The following is a 16711-nucleotide window of genomic DNA, read 5'->3' on the forward strand; positions in this document are numbered from 1 at the left end:
CGGCGCCCTCAGTCCGTCACCACCGCGAGCTCACCGCCGACGGACCGGGCGGTGAGGCGGCGCCCACCCTCGAACTCGACCTCCAGCCCGGACTGCTCGCCGGCCTCGTCGGTCTCCGGCCGCAACGCCACGACGCGCCGCCCCCCACCGGTGACCGGCCGCCGGGTGTACGACTCCGGCGGCCACAGGTAGTCCGGCAGGGTCGCGTCCGGCCGCCGGTCGGTCCGCAGCGACCAGTCCGTCCACACCGTGCACAGCAGCGCCGAGCCGTCGTCGAACACGATCTGCAGGGCGGCGAGATCGCCGTCCTCGTCGCGCACCTCGACCACCGACTCGGCCACCGCCCCGGCCAGCTCGTCCACCGTCGCTCCTCCTCAGTTCCGCACCACGGTCGCACCGTTGTACCAGCCGTTCCCCGCCGGCCCGAGCGGGAACATGGTCACGAACGATCCGTCACCCTTGGTGATGAGCAGATCGTTGCCCTGCCGATAGAACTGATAGTCGGTCCCGCCACCGCGCTGCGGGTTCCACGGGCCGACCCGCACCTCGTCCGGCGTGGCGTGCACCGTGTGGATGCGCTCCTCGAACCACCGGCGCGCCTCCGGATCGCTCGGATCCAACCCGTAGTCCTTGGCGTGCTTGCCCCACTTCTTGCCGAACTGCCGGTCCCCCACACCACTCAGCGGCGGCCCGGTCCAGTCCGGCGTACTGCCCGGCGCCCCACCGTCACCCGATCCACCGCCACGCGGACGGCCGAGCTCCGCCGCACGCGCCGCCTGATCCTGTCCCTGCGAGACGCTCCGGGGCCGGCCGGGCCCACCGGCCCCGTCGCGCGGGCGGTCGCCGCCGCCCGGCGGGTCGCCGCCGTCTCCCGCGTCGGAGGGATTCCTAGGCCTGGCCATCGCCGTCCGATCCGGACGACGTCGTGCGGCCCAACCGCTCGCGCACCGCGTGCACGTCGCCGGCGGCGATCCAGTCCGCCGGGCGCTGGTCGGCGAGCACCGCCCGGATCGCGTCGGGGACGGTGACGCCGTGCCGGGCCATCCGCGCGGCGATCACGTCGCCGTGCGCGGCGTACGCCTCGGCGAAGTACGGGCGCAGACGCTCGGCGCTGAGCGCGTAGTCGGACGCGATCGCGTCCGGGGTCACGCCGGCCAGCGCGAGCAGCAGCAGCGACACCAGCCCGGTCCGGTCCCGGCCGATGCCGCAGTGCACGACCACGCCACCGGGCCGGGCCCGGGCGACGGCCGCGACCGCGGCGGCACAGCGCTCCGCGTTGCGCGCGAGGAACGGCCGGTAGTAGAGCGGCGTCCCGTCGATCTCCTCGTCGATGCACCGGTACCAGAACTCGGTGTCCGCGGTGTCGTCCAGCGGCACGTGCACCACGTCGACCCCGGCCGGCCGCGACACCCCGGCGGCTCGCTCGCCGGCCTCCCGCAGAGCCACCACGGTACGGACGCCGTACGCGTGCAGCGCGGCCCAGCCGGCCCCGGTCAGCAGGTCCAGGTTCCCCGCCCGGACGACCGCGCCCCACCGGGTGACACCGCCGCCCTCGACCGGCAACCCACCGAGATCACGCACGTTGAGGCCGCCGTCCCAGTCCAGATCCCGCACCCGGCCGACCCTACCGTCCACCCGACGCGAATCGGTCTCCGGCGACCTCCTCGGACGTACGCGGGACGTGCTTACGCGGGACGTGGTTACGCGGGACGTGAGCGGCGGGCCTCGATCCAGCGATGACCGGCCAGCACGGCCAGCACGCTCACCACCGCGACCAGCGCCCACGGCACGGCGGTCGCGCTGCCGTCCGCCGCGCGCGCCAGCCAGGTGCCCGGCCAGAGCAGGCCGAGACCGACCGTCCAGGACGGCAGGGCGCCGTCCGGCACGACGGAGGTCGCCGTCATGAGGCCGATCGTCATCAGCAGCACCGCGCCCGCCGAGGCGACGGCCGGTGACCAGGCGACCGCCGCCTGCACGACCAGTCCGGCGAGTGCCCCGGCGAGCAGCACGGCGGCCACCGTCCCGGGCCGGCTCGGGTGCCCGCCGAGCGCCACCGACACCAGCAGCACCGCCAGACCCTGCGCCGCGCCGAGGGCCGTCGACGGCGCGAGCAGCCGGGCGGTCAGCCGCGGGGACGGCCGGGTGGACAGCGTCGCCGTGCGTATCCGGGTCCGCCGGCGGCGAGCCACCAGCAGGCTGACCAGTACCGCCGCGCAGGCGGCGATCAGCGGGACGAGCGAGCCGGTCAGGGACGACGCGAGACCGTCCCGGTCCAGGGCCCCGTCCGCGGTCTCGGCGATCGGCCGCGCGGCCGCGTCCGCGAGTTCCGCGCGCCGCTCCTCCGGGTAGGGTTCGGCGCTCTCGGCACCGTCCCCGAGCCGGTCGGCCAGTGCCGTACTGCCGTCGGCGAGGTCGCCCGCGCCCGCGGCCAGATCGCCGATTCCCGCGTCGAGTTCGATGGCGCCGTCCCGCGCGGAGCCGGTGCCGGCGGCCACCTCGCCGGCGCCGGTTGTCATCGTCGTCATGGCGACGGCCAGCTCCCGTGCGCCGTCCGCGGTCCGGGCGGCGCCGTCGGCGGTGCCGGCCGCACCGGCCGCGAGCTCACGGCTGCCCGCGGCCAGCTCCCGCGCGCCGCCGGCCGAAGCCGACACGCCCTGATCGAGCGTCGTCGCGCCGGTGCTCAGCTGCCGCGCGCCGTCGCTCAGGTCCTTCGTCGCGGCCGAGAGCTGCTCGGCGCCGCCGGTGAGTGCCGCGGTTCCGGCAGCCAGCCGGTCGGCGGACCCGGCGAGCCGGCCGGCACCGGCGGAGAGTTCGGCGAGTTGCGCGCAGTACGCCGGGGACGCCCCGGACGCCGGGCAGCTGGCGACGGCCGCCGCCTGTGCCGCCGCCAGCTGCCCGGCCGACGAGGCGAGATCCCGGCTGCCGGTGCGCAGCCCGGCGGCCGAGGTGGAGAGCAGCGCGGCGGACTCCTGCACGCGGGCCGCTCCATCGCTGGTCCGTCCGGCCGCGTCGGCGAGTTGCCCGCTGCTCGTGTCCAGGGTCGCCAGGCCGTCGGCGAGGGTCGCGCTCGCGGCCGCCGTGCTCGCCGCGCCGGTGGCCAGGCCGGCGGTGCCACCGGCGATCGCCTCGGTCGCCTCGCTCAGGCCGTCGGCCCCGCCCCGCAGATCGCCGGCGCCGGCCGCCAACCGGGACGTGGCGTCGGCCAGGTCGGCCAGGCCGGCGCTCAGGTCACTGGATCCGCTGCCGGCCGACCGCGCGCCGTCGGCCAGGTCCCTCGATCCCGCGGCGACCTCCCCGGCACCGTCCGCGGCCTCGCCCAGCTGCGTGTCCACCCGGTCCAGTCCGGTGTAGAGACCTTCGAGATGCTGCGCCGCGACGAGGTCGGAGACGTTCGCGGACGCCTCGTGCAGCCCCTGCGTCACGGCCCGCTGGACGAAACGATTGACCGGGTCGGCCCAGTCGACGTACACGCGCGCCTTGCGTGGTTCCGCCGTACCCGCGGCGGCTACGTCCGCGGAGAACTCGCCGGGCACGGTGACGACCGCGGCATAGGTGCCGTCGAGCACGCCCGCGGCCGCGTCCTCCGGCTGGGTGATCCGCCAGTCGACGATCACGCTGCTGTCCTGGAGGGCCGCGGCAAGCGCTCGACCGGCGGCGACGGTCGCGGTCGCCTCGCCCGTGGTCACCTCCACCGGCTCGTCCCGCAGCACGAGCGCGGCCGTCGCGACGGGTTCGTCGGTGCCGGTCAGGGGCGTGTGGCTGACGACGGCGCCGACCGCGACCGCGGGAACGGCGGCCAGCAGGGCGTACGCGAGCGCGGCGGCTGCCGCGCGGCGAAGCGTGTTCATCGGGCCGCCCGCACGGGAGCGATGTCGTGGACCGGGCGGACCCGCACCCGGTCCGTCGGGTCGGCGGCGGGTGTGGCGACGAGGACGGCGGTGCCCTCGTCCGCGATGTGGTGCAGCAGATCCCACACCGTCTCGGCGTGGCCGGTGGCGAGGACCGGCAACTCCACGGCGATGACCGCGGGCCGGGAACTGAGCGCCCACGCGAGGTTGTCGACGACCTCGGCCGGCGGTCCGGCGGACACGTCGGCATCCTGGCCGGTCGCATCGGCGAACTCGGCCGACCGGGACCGCAGCCGCTCGGCCACCGCCGCGAAGCGTGGCTCCGCCGCCGCGAGCTCGGTGCGTTTCCGGCCGCGCGCCGGCTGGCCCGCGACACCACCGATGCCGACCACCGGCCGGCGCGACGCCCGCCGCGCGGGCCGGCCGGCCACGGTGAGGCGGCCGCGTGCGGGGCGCGCCCGGCCGGTCACCGCCCACAGCAGTTCGCTGATCGCGGCCGGGGCACCCTCGAGCGCGACGAGCCCACCGGGGGCCAGTGCGAAGTCGTCGACCTCGTGCGCGGTGCCTGCCGCGTCGACCACCACGCCGTCGGCCCGGACCAGCGCGCCGGCCCGCACGGCCGGGCCGTCGGTGTCGGCCAGCCGGTCGTCGAGCGTCGCGCCTTCCACGTCCAGCTCCGGCAGCCGCCGGTCGATGCGGGCCGGCAGCCACCAGGCCCACCTGCCCATCACCGTCATCAGCGCCGGGATCAGGGTCAGCCGCACCACGAACGCGTCGAGCAGCACGCCGGCCGCGAGCGCGAACGCGATCGGCTTGAGGACCGCGTCGCCGGTCGGCACGAACGCGGCGAACACCGCGATCATGATCACGGCAGCGGCGACCACGACCTTGCTCGACTGGCGGATGCCGGCGTCGACCGCCTCCTCCGCGGTGCCGCCGCGGGCCCGGTGGTGGGTGTAGTGCTCACGCATGCGTGACACCAGGAAGACCTGGTAGTCCATGGCGAGGCCGAAGAGGACACCCATCAGCATGATCGGCAGGAAGCTGATCACCGGGCCGGTCCGGTCGACGCCGATCAGGCCGGCGCCCCATCCGTACTCGAAGACCATCGCCACCGCGCCGAACGAGGCGGCCGTGGAGAGCAGGTAGCCCAGCGAGGCGGTGAGCGGCACCAGCACGGACCGGAAGACCAGCATGAGCAGCAGGAGTGACAGCCCCACCACGACGGCGCCGAACGGCACCAGCGCGCCGGCCAGCCGCTCGCTGACGTCGAGGCTGACCGCGGTCGGCCCGGTCACGGCAAGGTCGTAGCCGGCCATGCCCGGCTCCTCGGCGAGGTCGCGCAGATCACCGACCAGATCCTTGGTCGCGGGCGCGTCCGGCGCCTCGGCCGGGACGACGGAGAAGACGGCGGTGTCCGCGGTCTCGTTCGGCACCGCGTTCGTCACGGCCGCGACGCCGGGCGTCCCGGCGAGGGTGTTCGCGATCTGGTCGATGGCCGCCAGCGGGTTGGTCGAGCCGAGGATGTTCGCCGAGACGGTCAGCGGGCCGTTGTAGCCGGGCCCGAACTCCGCGGCGATCGTGTCGTAGGCCAGGCGCTGGGTCGATCCGGCCGCCTCGTCGCCGTTGTCGGGCAGCGCCAGCCGCAGGTCGGTGGCCGGAACCGCGCAGGCGACCAGCAGCAGGACCGCGCCGGCGGTCACCGGGTGCCGGAACCTGCGGACCAGGCCGGACCAGCGCCCGGCCAGCACGCCCGCCGACGCGGCGTGGCGTTTGCCGAGGCGCAGCCGGTCGCCGGCGAAACCGAGCAGCGCCGGAAGCAGGGTGAGCGCGATGGTGACGGCGACCGTCACCGAGAACGCGGCGCCCAGGCCCATGACCGTGAGGAACGGGATCTGCGCGATGGACAGGCCGGCCAGCGCGATGATGACCGTCGCGCCGGCGAACACGACGGCGCTGCCGGCCGTGGCGTTGGCCCGCGCCACCGCCTCCTCCACGCCGTGTCCCTCGCCGAGCAGTTCCCGGTGCCGCGAGACGATGAACAGTGCGTAGTCGATGCCGACGGCCAGGCCGATCATCATTCCCAGCGTGGGTGCCGAACTCGACACCTCGATGACGTTCGACAGCAGCAACAGCCCGCCGGTGGCGATGCCCACGCCGACGATCGCCGTGCCGATGGGCAGGAACGCGGCCAGCAGGGACCGGAAGGTCACGGCGAGCACGACCAGCGCGACCAGGACGCCGATGACCTCGACGACGCTGAGGTGCGCGCCGGTCTCCCGGAACGCCTCGCCGCCGAACGAGACCGCCACGGACGGCCGTTCCCGCACCGGATCCATCGCCTGCCGCACGTCGTCCAGCACCTCGTCCGGGATGTACTGCGCGTCGTCGTCGAACTGGACCTGGGCGTACACCGTCGAGCCGTCGTCGGACACCCGCTCGGACCGCACCACCTCCGGGGGTGGCGGTGGGGTCACCGCCGCCGTCCCGGGCACCGCGACGAGTGCACCGGTGTACGGGTCGGTGACCGCCGAGACGCCGTCCAGACCCGCGACCTCGGTCAGCGCCCGGCGTACGACCTCTTCGGTGGCCGGGTCGGTGACGGTGCCCTGTTCGGCGTGCACGACGAGCACGCCGGCACCGGTTGCGGTCTGGGGAAAGGTGCGGCTGAGGTCGTCGAGCGCGTCCTGGGCCGGCGTGCCGGGGATGCTGAATCCCTCGTCGAGCGCGGTGCCGACGGTCGCCAGCCCGGTTCCGACGGCGATCAGCAACAGCAGCCAGGCGGCCAGGACGCGGCGCCGGGCCCGGTAGCAGGCGCGGCCGATCAGATACAACGCATGGGACATAACGGACCTTTCATCGGCAGTCAAAGGCCAGCGTCCCGAATCGACCTGCCGTGGGCCTGCCACCGCCCTGACGACCGCTTGATGATCGGCTGAGCGGCCGTCACCTGGTCATCGTGCGTTCCTCAGGCATAATGATGATGTGATCAGATCTGATGAAACAAGCACGGGCGGGCGTGGCCCGTGCCCCGTTCTGGTCGTGGAGGACGAGCCGGCCCTGCGCGAGCTGGTCTCCCGCACCCTCGGCTTCGCCGGCCTGCCGGTGCTCAGCGTCTCGACGGTGCAGGCCGCGATCGATGCCGTGGCGGACACCGCGGTGGCGGTGGCGGTCCTCGACGTGATGCTGCCCGACGGCTCCGGCCTCGACCTCGCGCAGCGGCTGCGGGCCGAGCGCTCCGCCATCGGCGTCCTCTTCCTGACCGCACGCGACAGCCTCGAGGACCGGCTGACCGGATTCGCGTTCGGCGCCGACGACTACCTCACCAAGCCGTTCAGCGTGGCGGAGCTGATCGCGCGGGTCACCGCGCTGCACCGCCGGGTCCTGGCCGGCACCGAGGGCCGGGTCCGGGAGGACGCGCAGGCCGCGTCCGGCACGATGACCGTCGGCGACGTCACCCTCGACGAGTCCACCTATGCGGTGACCCGCGCGGGCCGCCCGCTCGAGCTGTCGCCGACCGAGTTCAAGCTGTTGCGGTACCTGATGAGCAACGCCGACGTCGTGGTCTCCAAGGACCAGATCGTCGCGCAGGTCTGGCAGTACGACTTCGCCGGCGACAGCGGCGTCGTCGAGAAGTTCATCAGTCAGCTCCGCCGCAAGCTGGACGCCACCGGGGACAGCTTCATCCGTACCGTGCGCGGTTTCGGCTACACCGTACGCACCGGCGAGCCCGGCGCCGTCCCGCGGTGAGACTGCGACGGCTGCTCCGGCCCGGGCTGTTCGGCAGGTTGCGCGCCCAGATGATGCTGCTGCTCATCGGCGGACTGCTCACCGTCGACGTCCTCGCGTACCTCGGCCTCCGGCTGATCCAGGCCGACGAGGTCGAGCAGACGCTCACCCACGCGGCGGCGCGGGTCGCGGCCCTGCCCGCCGGCCTCCCACCGGTCGACACCCGGCTGCTGAGCGCCCTGACCTTCACCGACCTCCACGTCGCGCTGATCGGCGGCGACGGGGAGGTGCTCGCGGACAGCGGCCCGATCTCGGCCACCGACCGGCCGTCCCCGGACGGACTGCGCACCGTGGTCCCGAGCCGGCCCGACGAGGCCGTCACCGTCACCGCCCCCGGCGGAACCGACTACCGCATGATCATGGTGCCCGCGCCGCCCGGCACGCTCGTCACCCGGCGCGACGGCGGGGCGGCCAAGGCCGTCGACAGGGTCGCCATCGGCTATCCGCTGACCGCGCATCAGCGCACCGGCCGGCGCCTGGTCGTCCTCGAGCTGAGCTACGCGCTGCTCGTTCTCGGCGCGTGGACGGTCCTGTCCAGCAGCTTCATCCGGGCCGGGCTGCGGCCGCTCCGGGAGATCTCCCGCTCGGCCGAGGCGATCGCCGACGGCAGCCGGACCGAACGGATCGCCGCCGGCGCGGACGACCCGGAGCTGCGTCACCTGGTCGAGGCGCTCAACCACGCGTTCGACGCCCGGCGGCGCGACGAGGACCGCATGCGTGACTTCGTCGCCGACGCGTCCCACGAGCTGCGCACACCACTGGCCGCGGTACGCGGCTGGACCGACCTGTACCGCCAGGGCGCGCTGCGGAGCCGGCCCGACGTCGTCACCGCGATCGACACCATCTGGCAGGAGGCCAACCGGATGGAACAGCTGGTGGAGGACATGCTGACGCTGGCGCGGCTCGACGCCGAGATCACCGCACCGGCCGCCGCGGTGCCGGTGGCGTCCCTGCTGGCGGAGACCACCGCGACGGCGCGGCTGCTGCACCAGGACCACACGTACGCGCTCCGCCCGGGACCGCCGGGACTGACCGTGCAGGGTGACCCGGCCGCGCTCCGCCGCGCCCTGTCGAACCTGCTGGTGAACGCGGGCCGGCACACCCCCGCCGGCTGCACCGTCACCGTCTCGGCGGAGCACGCCGGGACGCACGTCGAGATCCGGGTCGAGGACGACGGTCCCGGCCTGTCCGCCGCGCAGCGGGAGGTGGCCTTCGACCGGTTCTGGCGGGACGACCGGTCGCGCGGGCGTCCCGGCGGCACCGGGCTCGGCCTGCCGATCAGCCGGTCCATCGCGCGGGCGGCCGGAGGTGACCTGCGGCTGGCGGAGTCATCCACCGGTGGGCTCGCCGCGGTGCTGGTCCTGCCGCCGGCCGGGGCGTGACGATCCCGTAGGCCGGGGCACCTCAGGGCACTCCGTGACCGGCCGATCACCTTCGCTAGGCTGATTTACGTGCCTGAGCCCGTTCCCTCGCGCCTCGCGCGGCGCAAGCAGGAGACGCGCGCGGCGCTCATCGCGGCCGCCCAGCGTATCTACGCCGAACGCGGCACCACCGACGTCAGCATCCAGCAGATAACGGAAGCGGCCGACGTCGGCTTCGGGTCGTTCTACAACCACTTCACGTCCAAGGCCGACCTCTTCGACGCCGCGGTCGCGGAGGCGGTCGACGCCCACGCGGCACGGCTGTCGACGCTGCTCGCCGACATCGACGACCCGGCCGCGGTGTTCACCACCTCGCTGCGCATCACCGGGCGGACGGTGCGCACCCATCCGCTGACGGCCCGCATCATGACGCGTACCAACTCGGCCTGGTTGCTGCTCGCCGAGCGCGGCCACGCTCCGCGCGCACTCCAGGACATCTCCGCGGCGGTCGAGGCGGGCGTGTTCCGGATCGGTGACCCCGCCGTCGCGCTGGCCTGCACGGCCGGCTGCCTGATCGCCGCCATGCAGCTGTGCGGCCTCGACCCGGAGATGCCCGTCGACCGGATCATCGACGAGGCCGCGCTCAACGTCCTGCGCATGTTCCGCGTCGAGGAGGCGGAAGCGGAACGGCTGGTCGCCCTTCCGCTCCCGCCCGTGACCACCTGACGGTCGCGAGGCCGCCGGCCGGCGATCAGCGATAGAGGTCCGCCTGGCCGTTCGACGCGTTCACGCCACCGTCGACGGCGATGTGCGCGCCGTTGACGTACGACGCGCCGGGCCCGGCGAGGAACGCGACGACGGCGGCCACCTCGGCCGGGTCGCCGGGCCGGCCCATCGGCACCCGGTCGTCGTACCTGATGCGCAGCGGCGTCCCGTCGGCGAGCAGCCGGCGGGCGTACTCGTGGCTGGTGGTGCTGCCCGGGTGGACCGCGTTGACGCGGATGTCCCGGCCGTGGTCGAGCGCCATCGCGTTGGTCAGCTTCGTCACCGCGCCCTTGGTGGCGTTGTAGGCGGCCTGTGTCCAGTCGCCACGCACGGCACCGACGGACCCGATGTTGACGATGCAGCCGCGGGCCGCCCGCAGGTGTGGCAGCGCGGCCCGGGAGGCGAAGAAGACACCGTCCACGTCGACGCTCATCATCGCGCGGTAGACCTCCGCCGGCCTCGAGGTCGCCGACGTCACGGCCACCCGGCCGCCACGGTCGTTCATGACGTCCTCCGATCGGTCGCCGATTCGTCAGGAGTTGCCGCTCGCCGCGGGTGCGCAGACCGGCCGGACCGCCTCGCGCAGCGCGCTCTCGTGCAGCGCGTCGAGGTGATACCGGTGGTCCGCGGAGATCGCGGCGAAGGCCAGCGAGACGGCGCATCGGGCACCCGGCCCGCGCACGTCCTCGGTGGCCGCCAACTGGCCGATGAACTCGATCGTGATCCGGTCCAGCTGCGGCCGGACCTCGGTGGCCAGGTCGGGGCGCTCGGTGGGTGCCTGTTCCGGGTGCGCGGTCCAGCGGTCGAACAGCCCCCGCTGGACGACCTTGCTGGCCTCGATCTGCGCCCGGAAGAAGGCGACGGTCTCGCGCGCGTCGATGCCGTTCTCGACCGCGAGCGCCGCCGCCTGGTCCAGCACCGCCTGCTCGCGCACCGGGTCCTCGATCGGCGCGGTGGTGCCGAACTTGGCCGCCGCCACCTTGTCCCCGATCAGGATGCGCTCGGCGACCAGGCCGACCAGGCCGGTCAGCTCCCGGCCCACCACCGGGTGGTGCGCCGGGCTCGCCGAACCGGCGGCCAGTACACCGGTGAGAAGCGCGGCACCGATACCCCACATTGTGCCCATGGACAGATTCGTACCTTTCTTCGTGATCTGAGGTGGTCGTGTCCGGCGGTCAGGCGGTGGCCGCCGTCCCGCCGTCCCGCAGCCGGCCGAGGTAGGCCAGATACGCGTCGCGGCCGGGCCCGTTCACGGACTCGACGGCATCCGGTGGCAGCGCCGCGAGAAACTCGCTCCACTCCTCGTCGGAGGCGTCCTCCCGCATGGCGTTGACGAAGAGCAACCACACGTCGACGCCCATGGCCCGCATCGCGGCGACACCGAGCTCGTTCCACTCGGGCTGCTCGATGAGTGCGGCGCACAGCGGCAACGCCCGCTTCTCCTCGTGGTCGAGGTGGCCGCCCATGGTGATCAGGAAGCCGTCCATCGCCTCGATCAGCCGCAGCCCGTCCGGCACGGCCGCCGACGTCCGCCACCGCGGCAGCGCCGCACCGATCGCGTCGATCTGGCGGGCGAGCGTGTCGTGCTCGGCGTTCATCGCGTCGACCAGCTCGACGTCGGCAGCCGGCACCCGCGCGCGCAGCCTCGGCCAGAGCAGCTCGTCCTCGGTCTCGTGGTGGTGGTGCAGGACGTCGAGCATCATCGCCAGGTGATCCGCCACCACGGCGGCGCGGCGCACGTCGCCCTCGGCCACCCGCCGGACGTAGCTCGGCACCGCGCCCAGCTCACGACGAAAGACCCGGTGGACCAGCACCATGTCGTGGACCTCGCAGCTCATCGGCTTTCCTTTCACACTCAGCTTCGGGCGGACGCGCCCCCGGACGTCCGCCCCGAACGGACATGCCGCGCGAACCGTCACGTATCAGCGAGTCAAGCACCGGCCAGGGCGATGATCATCAGGCTGTTTCGTTACGATCCGTGAGGGTCAATTCCTGCACCAGGCCGGCCGTGGCGGCGACCACCCGCCGGAACGCCCGCACCGCCGGCCGGGTGTCCCCCGCCCGGGTCGCGATCCCCACGTGGCACGCGGCACCCTCGGCCGACACGTACCGCACGTCGGGACGGGGGAAGAAGCGCTCCGCGGTGGCACAGAGCACGGCGAGCGCGCCGGTCGTCGCCACCGTCGCCGGAATGGACTCCGGGCGGACCGCCCACGCCGATCGGGGATGCCCCGCCGCCGCGGGACCGAGCCAGTCGACGAGCGCGTCACTGTGCGCGACCATCGGCACCCACTCCCGCCCCTCGAGGTCGGACGTGGTGAGGAAAGCGGCCTCGGCCAGCTCCGACCAGGCCGGCACCAGAACCTTGCGAGGTGCCTCCTTCACGATGTCCACGACGAGGCCGTCGGCCGGTCCGGCGTAGAACACGATCGCCGCGTCCACCTCGCCGGACTGCACCATCGGGTACTGGTTGAGGAAGTCGAGATCGCGGTGGACCAGCCGGATGCCGGGACACTGCGCGCGGAGCGCCGCGCGCACCGGCGCCCACAGCTCGGCCAGCCCGCACCCGAAGACGCCCAGCACCAGCGTGTGCTCGCCGGGGTCCGGCGCTTCCTGGGCGAGCCAGTTCAGGCGATCGAGGGCGTCGCGCGCCCGGACCAGGAACAGCTCGCCTCGCGGCGTCACCGACACCCGTCGCGACGTGCGCGCGAAGATGGCGTACCCGAGCTGATGTTCCAGCTGCTTGACGCGCTGCCCGAACGGCTGCGCGGAGATGAAGTGCCGCTGGGCGGCCCGGCGGAAGTGCAGCTCCTCGGCCAGGGTGACGGCGTAGCGCAACGCCGTCAGGTCCATGACTGCCCCGCGGTCGAGGCCGGCGGCCGGCACTGCCCGGGGTGGCGGAACGACGTGGTCACGGCCTCAGCCAAACGCACGAAGCTTCCCGTTCGGCGTCGCCGGAGCTGAGGTTCGCCTGAAGATCACCGGAGAAGGCGGCTCCCGAATCGGCATTCGGCGTTCCGGCCCCGCACAGACAGAAGTCCCACCGTCCTGATCGGACGGTGGGACTCGGTGTCTACTGCTCAAGGGTGGAGCTGAGGGGACTCGAACCCCTGACCCCCACACTGCCAGTGTGGTGCGCTACCAGCTGCGCCACAGCCCCTTGCCGTACTGAAACTCTGCCTTGCTGACCTGCTGCCTTGCTGACCTGCTCACTTGCTTGATCGTGTCCGGTTCACCCGGGCACGGCAGCAATATTACACACCTCCGGGACCACCTTGGCGGAGGGGGTCAGTTGAGGGTGGGGTCGGCGGGGAAGTGGGCGACGGCGGCCATGATGCCGCCCTGGCGCTTCAGGACCATGCCCCACAGGTCGTCGGGGCGGGAGACGAAGGCGTCGCCGGGGAGCGCGTCGAAGACGAACCAGGAACCCGAGGAGATCTCCTCCTCCAGCTGGCCGGGGGACCAACCCGAGTAGCCGGCGAAGACGCGCAGGCCGGACAGGTTGTCGCCGAGCGACTCCGGGTCGGCGGAGAGGTCGACGGTGCCGACGCCGCCGGAGACCGGGTGGAAGCCGGCGGGGCGCTTCACCGACGGGCGGGTGCGGGCCAGGCAGATGGCGGACTCGGGGGCGACCGGGCCGCCCTCGAAGAGCACGGCGGGGTCGCCGGCGAGGCTGCCCCACTTGCCGAGGACCTCGGCGACCGGGACCTCGGTGGCGCGGTTGAGCACGACGCCGAGCGCGCCGCCGGTCTCGTGCGCGACGAGCAGCACGACCGTACGGTCGAAGTTCGGGTCCTTGAGCGATGGCGTCGCGACCAGGAGCCGGCCGGTCATCGACTCCATCGACCGGCCTCCGATGCGCTGACCTTCAGGATGCACGCGACCCCCGTTCCACAGGTCCAGGCACGGCAAGGGGCCCGAGGCCGACCTTGCGCGCAGTCAACGCCATGACTCGCACGATAGCTTGCGTCGCAGCCCGCCGATAAGGTCTGCACGTGAGTGAGCACAACGATTACCCGACAGAGCCGGGGAAGATCGACGTGCGCGATCACGGCGTAGCGCGGCCGTCACGCTGCCGTCATAAAAAGCCATAAAAAAGCTTATCTGCCCGCTGCCGTACGCCGCACCGTCCGCGCGCTCCGCCGGGCACCGGCCGACCGCGGGTCCGAGAGGGCGGGGACGGAAGCCCGTCACCCGGGAAGGCAGGAACCGCGGCGGCGGGCGGCTCGTCATACCGGTATGCGCCGTTTGCCGTACCTGGGGATTCTTGTCGTTCTGCCGCTCGCCGCGTGTGCCGCGCCGGGTGCGGCACCGTCCGCCGGGGCGCCCTCCGGCAGTCCGTCGGAGACGTTCACGACCCGGGCCGAGGCGGTGGCCGCGGTCTGGCCGGCCGTGGCGGCCGCGACGCCGGCGTGGCGGACCGGTTTCGTACCGCTGCAGGATCCGCTGATCGCCCCGGCGGGGCTCAGTGACGAGCAGCGGCAGGCGTTCGACGCCGGCTGGTTCACGCTGGAGGGCTCGCTGCCGACGGCCGCCGGGTCCGGCGAGGTCGCCTACGCCGCGGGTGCGGAGCAGGCACCGCTGCTGAGCGCAGCCGACGCGTTCGCGCTGATCGACCGCGGTGACCCGCCGCCCTGCGAGCCCGGCACCGGGAAACGACCGGGCGGCGCGCCGTCCGCGCCGGCGGCGGGCCAGCCCGGTCCCGACTCGCCGGTCAGCGCGGACGACGCCGCCTGCACCAGGCTGCCGGTGACCGGAGCCACGCTGGGCACGGTGCCGTTGCGCACCAGTCGCGGCGACGCGACCGTACCGGCGTGGTTGTTCGCGGTTCGTGGGGTTCCGTCCCCGATCGCGCGGGTCGCGGTGGCGTCGACCGCGCCGGTCCCGTCGCCGTCGCTGGCCCCGCCGAGCACCGGCGCCGACACGTTGAAGGCCACGCAGAGCGTCGCGCGTGTCGCCGGCACCGCGATCGACCTGCGGCTCGGCGTCGGCGCGTGCGACGAGCAGATCACGCCGCTGGTCCACGAGACCGAAACCGTGATCGTGGTCGGTGGCACCGCGGTGTCCACCGCCGAGATGTGCACCGAGCAGCTCGTCATCCATCCGGCCACGGTCACGCTCGCGGCACCGGCCGGGGACCGCCCGATCCTCGACGCGCTGACCGGCCAGGTGCTGCTGCTGAGGCCCTGACGTCAGTCGGAGCCGCCGATGTCGGTCTGGTACGCCTCCAGCACCAGGTCGGCGCCGCGCTGACGGTGGGCGAAGAGCTCGTGGACGAGCAGCCGGGCCCAGGCGCGGATCTCGTCGGTGCCGGGCCGGTCCGCGTCGACGTGCTCCTGCAGCGCGCGGATCCGGTCCAGCACGGCCGCGTGCTCGCGGACCAGGCCGTCGACGCCGGAGGCGAGCCGCGGGGAGTTGTCGACGAGCGCGGCGTAGTGGCCGGCCGGACCCTCGGTGGCCTGCATGTGCTCGTCGAACGCGCCGCGCAGGCCGCGCAGTTGGGACGCGACGTGCTCGCGCCAGGCGGGGCCGTCGTGCGCGGGATCGGCGATCGCCCGCGCCAGCTCGTGCGTACCGTTCAGCAGCGGGTGCCAGCCCGTCGCCGTCTCTTCGCCGAACCCGGTCACCATCGCCGCACCCCCTGGTCGGTCACGCATCAGCCCATGACTCGATGGTGCGGGACCCGGGAACGCCTGTCCAGGATCACCATCCTGGGTGGTCACAGGCGTCCCACCGGCCCCGGTGGCCCCAGTGGTCCCGGCCGGGCCGGCGCTTCCGGGCGGTCAGGCCGCGTCGCGGAGCGGGGGCGCGGCGAGCTGCCGGAAGCGGCTGCCGTGGAAGACGAGCGGCGCCACGTCCGGGTCCGCGCGGAGCGTGTGCACGCGCAGCAGCACGATGTCGTGGTCACCGGCCGGCACCTGGCGCTCGACCGTGCAGTCCAGCCACGCGGCGGCGCCGCCGAGGAAGACCGCGCCGCCCGGGCCGGACTCCCAGGCCACGCCCGCGAACCGGTCGCCGGTGCGGGAGGCGATCTGCCGGGCCAGCGCGTCGTGGCCCTCGCCGAGCACGCTCACGCCGAGCCGGCCGAGGTCGCGTAGCCGCGGCCAGGTGGTGGACGTGTGCTGCACGCAGACGGAGACGAGCGGCGGGCTCATCGACACGGACGTGAACGAGCTGGCGGCGAGCCCGGCCGGGACGCCGTCGACCAGCGCGCAGACCGCGGTGACACCGCTGGGGAAGCAGCCGTAGGCCGCACGGAGCACGGCCGGGTCGTCGCCGACGGGACGAAGCTCGACCACGGTGATCACGCCCCCTGGGATATCGGCAGCAGTGGACGGACCCGGTCCGCGTACGCGGGCAGCAGCGGGTCCTCGGCGAAGGTCCGGTCGACGAGGTAGAGCCCGCGGGCCGCGGTGATCGCGCCGAGCTCGGCCAGGACCGGCTTGAGCAGCAGTTCCGGCGCGAGCGCGTGGCCGGGCCCGGCGCCGAGCATCAGCGGCAGCGCGTGCACGCCGGCCAGCCCGTCCGCCGGGATCTGGTCGAGGAAGAGCTTGAGCAGCCCGCTGTACGTGGCCTTGAACGTCGGGCTCGCGAAGATCACCACATCGGACTTGGCCACGGCGGCGACCGCGTCGGCGACGCCCGGGTCACCCCAGCCGAGCAGGCCGGGGCCGAGGTCGATCACGTCGATCACCAGGTCGGGCGCGCCGCCGGTGAGTGTCTCGGCGAGGAGGACCCCGGCGGCGAGGGTGCGGGACTTCGGCTTCGGATTCCCCGCGACGACAGCGATGCTCACCAGCGACCCCGCATTCCATTGTTACCCGGTAGGGATTACGGGCTATTCTGCCCGATCACCGGCACTCACGGGAAGTGCCCCACCTCACCTCCGGTATATCCCGCGACGGCGGGGAGTACCGCATCACACCCCGGCGGCCGCGGACCGCACGT

Annotated in this window: 17 protein-coding genes and 1 tRNA gene; 4 read left to right on the forward strand and 14 right to left on the reverse strand. The window is 73.8% G+C overall.

The genetic code is table 11. The features are described 5' to 3' along the window. Positions 1–8 precede the first annotated feature (8 nt). From J2S44_RS13165 to J2S44_RS13185, 5 genes are all read right to left on the reverse strand, one after another. A complete protein-coding gene (locus J2S44_RS13165; RefSeq protein ID WP_310412709.1) occupies positions 9–362 on the reverse strand; it encodes a hypothetical protein in 354 nt (117 codons plus the stop codon). Positions 363–374: 12 nt separating this feature from the next. Beyond that, the gene (locus tag J2S44_RS13170; RefSeq protein ID WP_310412711.1) at positions 375–674 is read right to left on the reverse strand and encodes a hypothetical protein; all 300 of its coding nucleotides are present in this window, start codon (positions 672–674) and stop codon (positions 375–377) included. A 214-nt stretch (positions 675–888) separates the two neighbouring features. After that, complete coding sequence (locus J2S44_RS13175; protein ID WP_310412715.1) at positions 889–1614, reverse strand: tyrosine-protein phosphatase; 726 nt, start codon at positions 1612–1614, stop codon at positions 889–891. 86 nt (positions 1615–1700) lie between these two features. Further along, positions 1701–3848, reverse strand: coding sequence for a hypothetical protein (locus J2S44_RS13180; RefSeq protein ID WP_310412718.1), 2148 nt, complete (start codon positions 3846–3848; stop codon positions 1701–1703). Then, complete coding sequence (locus tag J2S44_RS13185) at positions 3845–6694, reverse strand: MMPL family transporter (protein WP_310412721.1); 2850 nt, start codon at positions 6692–6694, stop codon at positions 3845–3847. The genes J2S44_RS13180 and J2S44_RS13185 overlap by 4 nt, the downstream gene beginning before the upstream one ends. A gap of 196 nt (positions 6695–6890) precedes the next feature. Here J2S44_RS13185 and J2S44_RS13190 point away from each other — a divergent pair, with 196 nt between their 5' ends. The 3 genes from J2S44_RS13190 to J2S44_RS13200 all read left to right on the forward strand — a co-directional run bounded on the left by J2S44_RS13190 (position 6891) and on the right by J2S44_RS13200 (position 9724). Continuing rightward, positions 6891–7598: a response regulator transcription factor gene (locus J2S44_RS13190; protein WP_310412724.1), complete on the forward strand. Its 708-nt coding sequence runs from the start codon at positions 6891–6893 to the stop codon at positions 7596–7598. Then, complete coding sequence (locus J2S44_RS13195; RefSeq protein WP_310412727.1) at positions 7595–9019, forward strand: HAMP domain-containing sensor histidine kinase; 1425 nt, start codon at positions 7595–7597, stop codon at positions 9017–9019. Before J2S44_RS13190 ends, J2S44_RS13195 begins: the two co-directional genes overlap by 4 nt. 69 nt (positions 9020–9088) lie before the next feature. Continuing rightward, positions 9089–9724 carry a TetR/AcrR family transcriptional regulator gene (locus J2S44_RS13200; RefSeq protein ID WP_310412730.1) on the forward strand — a complete coding sequence of 212 codons (636 nt, stop codon included), beginning with the start codon at positions 9089–9091 and terminating at the stop codon, positions 9722–9724. Between the two features lie 25 nt (positions 9725–9749). Here the strand turns inward: J2S44_RS13200 and J2S44_RS13205 are convergent, their stop codons facing one another. From J2S44_RS13205 to J2S44_RS13230, 6 genes are all read right to left on the reverse strand, one after another. Beyond that, positions 9750–10268: an SDR family NAD(P)-dependent oxidoreductase gene (locus J2S44_RS13205; RefSeq protein ID WP_310412733.1), complete on the reverse strand. Its 519-nt coding sequence runs from the start codon at positions 10266–10268 to the stop codon at positions 9750–9752. 27 nt (positions 10269–10295) lie between these two features. Further along, positions 10296–10889, reverse strand: coding sequence for a gamma subclass chorismate mutase AroQ (gene aroQ / locus J2S44_RS13210; protein WP_310412735.1), 594 nt, complete (start codon positions 10887–10889; stop codon positions 10296–10298). Positions 10890–10938: 49 nt separating this feature from the next. Beyond that, on the reverse strand, positions 10939–11601 hold the full coding sequence (locus J2S44_RS13215; protein ID WP_310412738.1) for a hemerythrin domain-containing protein: 663 nt from the start codon (positions 11599–11601) through the stop codon (positions 10939–10941). Positions 11602–11719: 118 nt separating this feature from the next. Beyond that, positions 11720–12616, reverse strand: a complete 897-nt coding sequence (locus tag J2S44_RS13220; protein WP_310412740.1) for a LysR family transcriptional regulator — start codon at positions 12614–12616, stop codon at positions 11720–11722. Between the two features lie 234 nt (positions 12617–12850). After that, positions 12851–12923 (reverse strand) — tRNA-Ala (locus tag J2S44_RS13225). Positions 12924–13051: 128 nt separating this feature from the next. Then, a complete protein-coding gene (locus tag J2S44_RS13230; protein WP_310412743.1) occupies positions 13052–13606 on the reverse strand; it encodes a YqgE/AlgH family protein in 555 nt (184 codons plus the stop codon). Positions 13607–14002: 396 nt separating this feature from the next. Between J2S44_RS13230 and J2S44_RS13235 the strand changes: the two genes are divergently transcribed. Continuing rightward, positions 14003–14953, forward strand: coding sequence for a hypothetical protein (locus tag J2S44_RS13235; RefSeq protein ID WP_310412746.1), 951 nt, complete (start codon positions 14003–14005; stop codon positions 14951–14953). 2 nt (positions 14954–14955) lie between these two features. Here the strand turns inward: J2S44_RS13235 and J2S44_RS13240 are convergent, their stop codons facing one another. The 3 genes from J2S44_RS13240 to J2S44_RS13250 form a co-directional block, all read right to left on the reverse strand. After that, positions 14956–15420, reverse strand: a complete 465-nt coding sequence (locus J2S44_RS13240; RefSeq protein WP_310412749.1) for a hemerythrin domain-containing protein — start codon at positions 15418–15420, stop codon at positions 14956–14958. A 126-nt stretch (positions 15421–15546) separates the two neighbouring features. Beyond that, positions 15547–16071 carry a flavin reductase family protein gene (locus J2S44_RS13245; RefSeq protein WP_310412752.1) on the reverse strand — a complete coding sequence of 175 codons (525 nt, stop codon included), beginning with the start codon at positions 16069–16071 and terminating at the stop codon, positions 15547–15549. Beyond that, positions 16068–16559, reverse strand: a complete 492-nt coding sequence (locus tag J2S44_RS13250; protein WP_310412755.1) for an NADPH-dependent FMN reductase — start codon at positions 16557–16559, stop codon at positions 16068–16070. Before J2S44_RS13250 ends, J2S44_RS13245 begins: the two co-directional genes overlap by 4 nt. Positions 16560–16711: the final 152 nt, after the last annotated feature.

It is taken from the genome of Catenuloplanes niger (genome assembly GCF_031458255.1).
Lineage (GTDB): Bacteria > Actinomycetota > Actinomycetes > Mycobacteriales > Micromonosporaceae > Catenuloplanes > Catenuloplanes niger.

Bases quoted from the DNA above. Each gene is read 5' to 3' on its own strand.
- J2S44_RS13235 (WP_310412746.1), top strand. From the start codon at position 14,003: ATGCGCCGTTTGCCGTACCTGGGGATTCTTGTCGTTCTGCCGCTCGCC.
- J2S44_RS13180 (WP_310412718.1), bottom strand. From the start codon at position 3,848: ATGAACACGCTTCGCCGCGCGGCAGCCGCCGCGCTCGCGTACGCCCTG.
- aroQ (WP_310412735.1), bottom strand. From the start codon at position 10,889: ATGGGCACAATGTGGGGTATCGGTGCCGCGCTTCTCACCGGTGTACTG.
- J2S44_RS13230 (WP_310412743.1), bottom strand. From the start codon at position 13,606: ATGGAGTCGATGACCGGCCGGCTCCTGGTCGCGACGCCATCGCTCAAG.
- J2S44_RS13215 (WP_310412738.1), bottom strand. From the start codon at position 11,601: ATGAGCTGCGAGGTCCACGACATGGTGCTGGTCCACCGGGTCTTTCGT.
- J2S44_RS13205 (WP_310412733.1), bottom strand. From the start codon at position 10,268: ATGAACGACCGTGGCGGCCGGGTGGCCGTGACGTCGGCGACCTCGAGG.
- J2S44_RS13185 (WP_310412721.1), bottom strand. From the start codon at position 6,694: ATGTCCCATGCGTTGTATCTGATCGGCCGCGCCTGCTACCGGGCCCGG.
- J2S44_RS13240 (WP_310412749.1), bottom strand. From the start codon at position 15,420: ATGCGTGACCGACCAGGGGGTGCGGCGATGGTGACCGGGTTCGGCGAA.
- J2S44_RS13220 (WP_310412740.1), bottom strand. From the start codon at position 12,616: ATGGACCTGACGGCGTTGCGCTACGCCGTCACCCTGGCCGAGGAGCTG.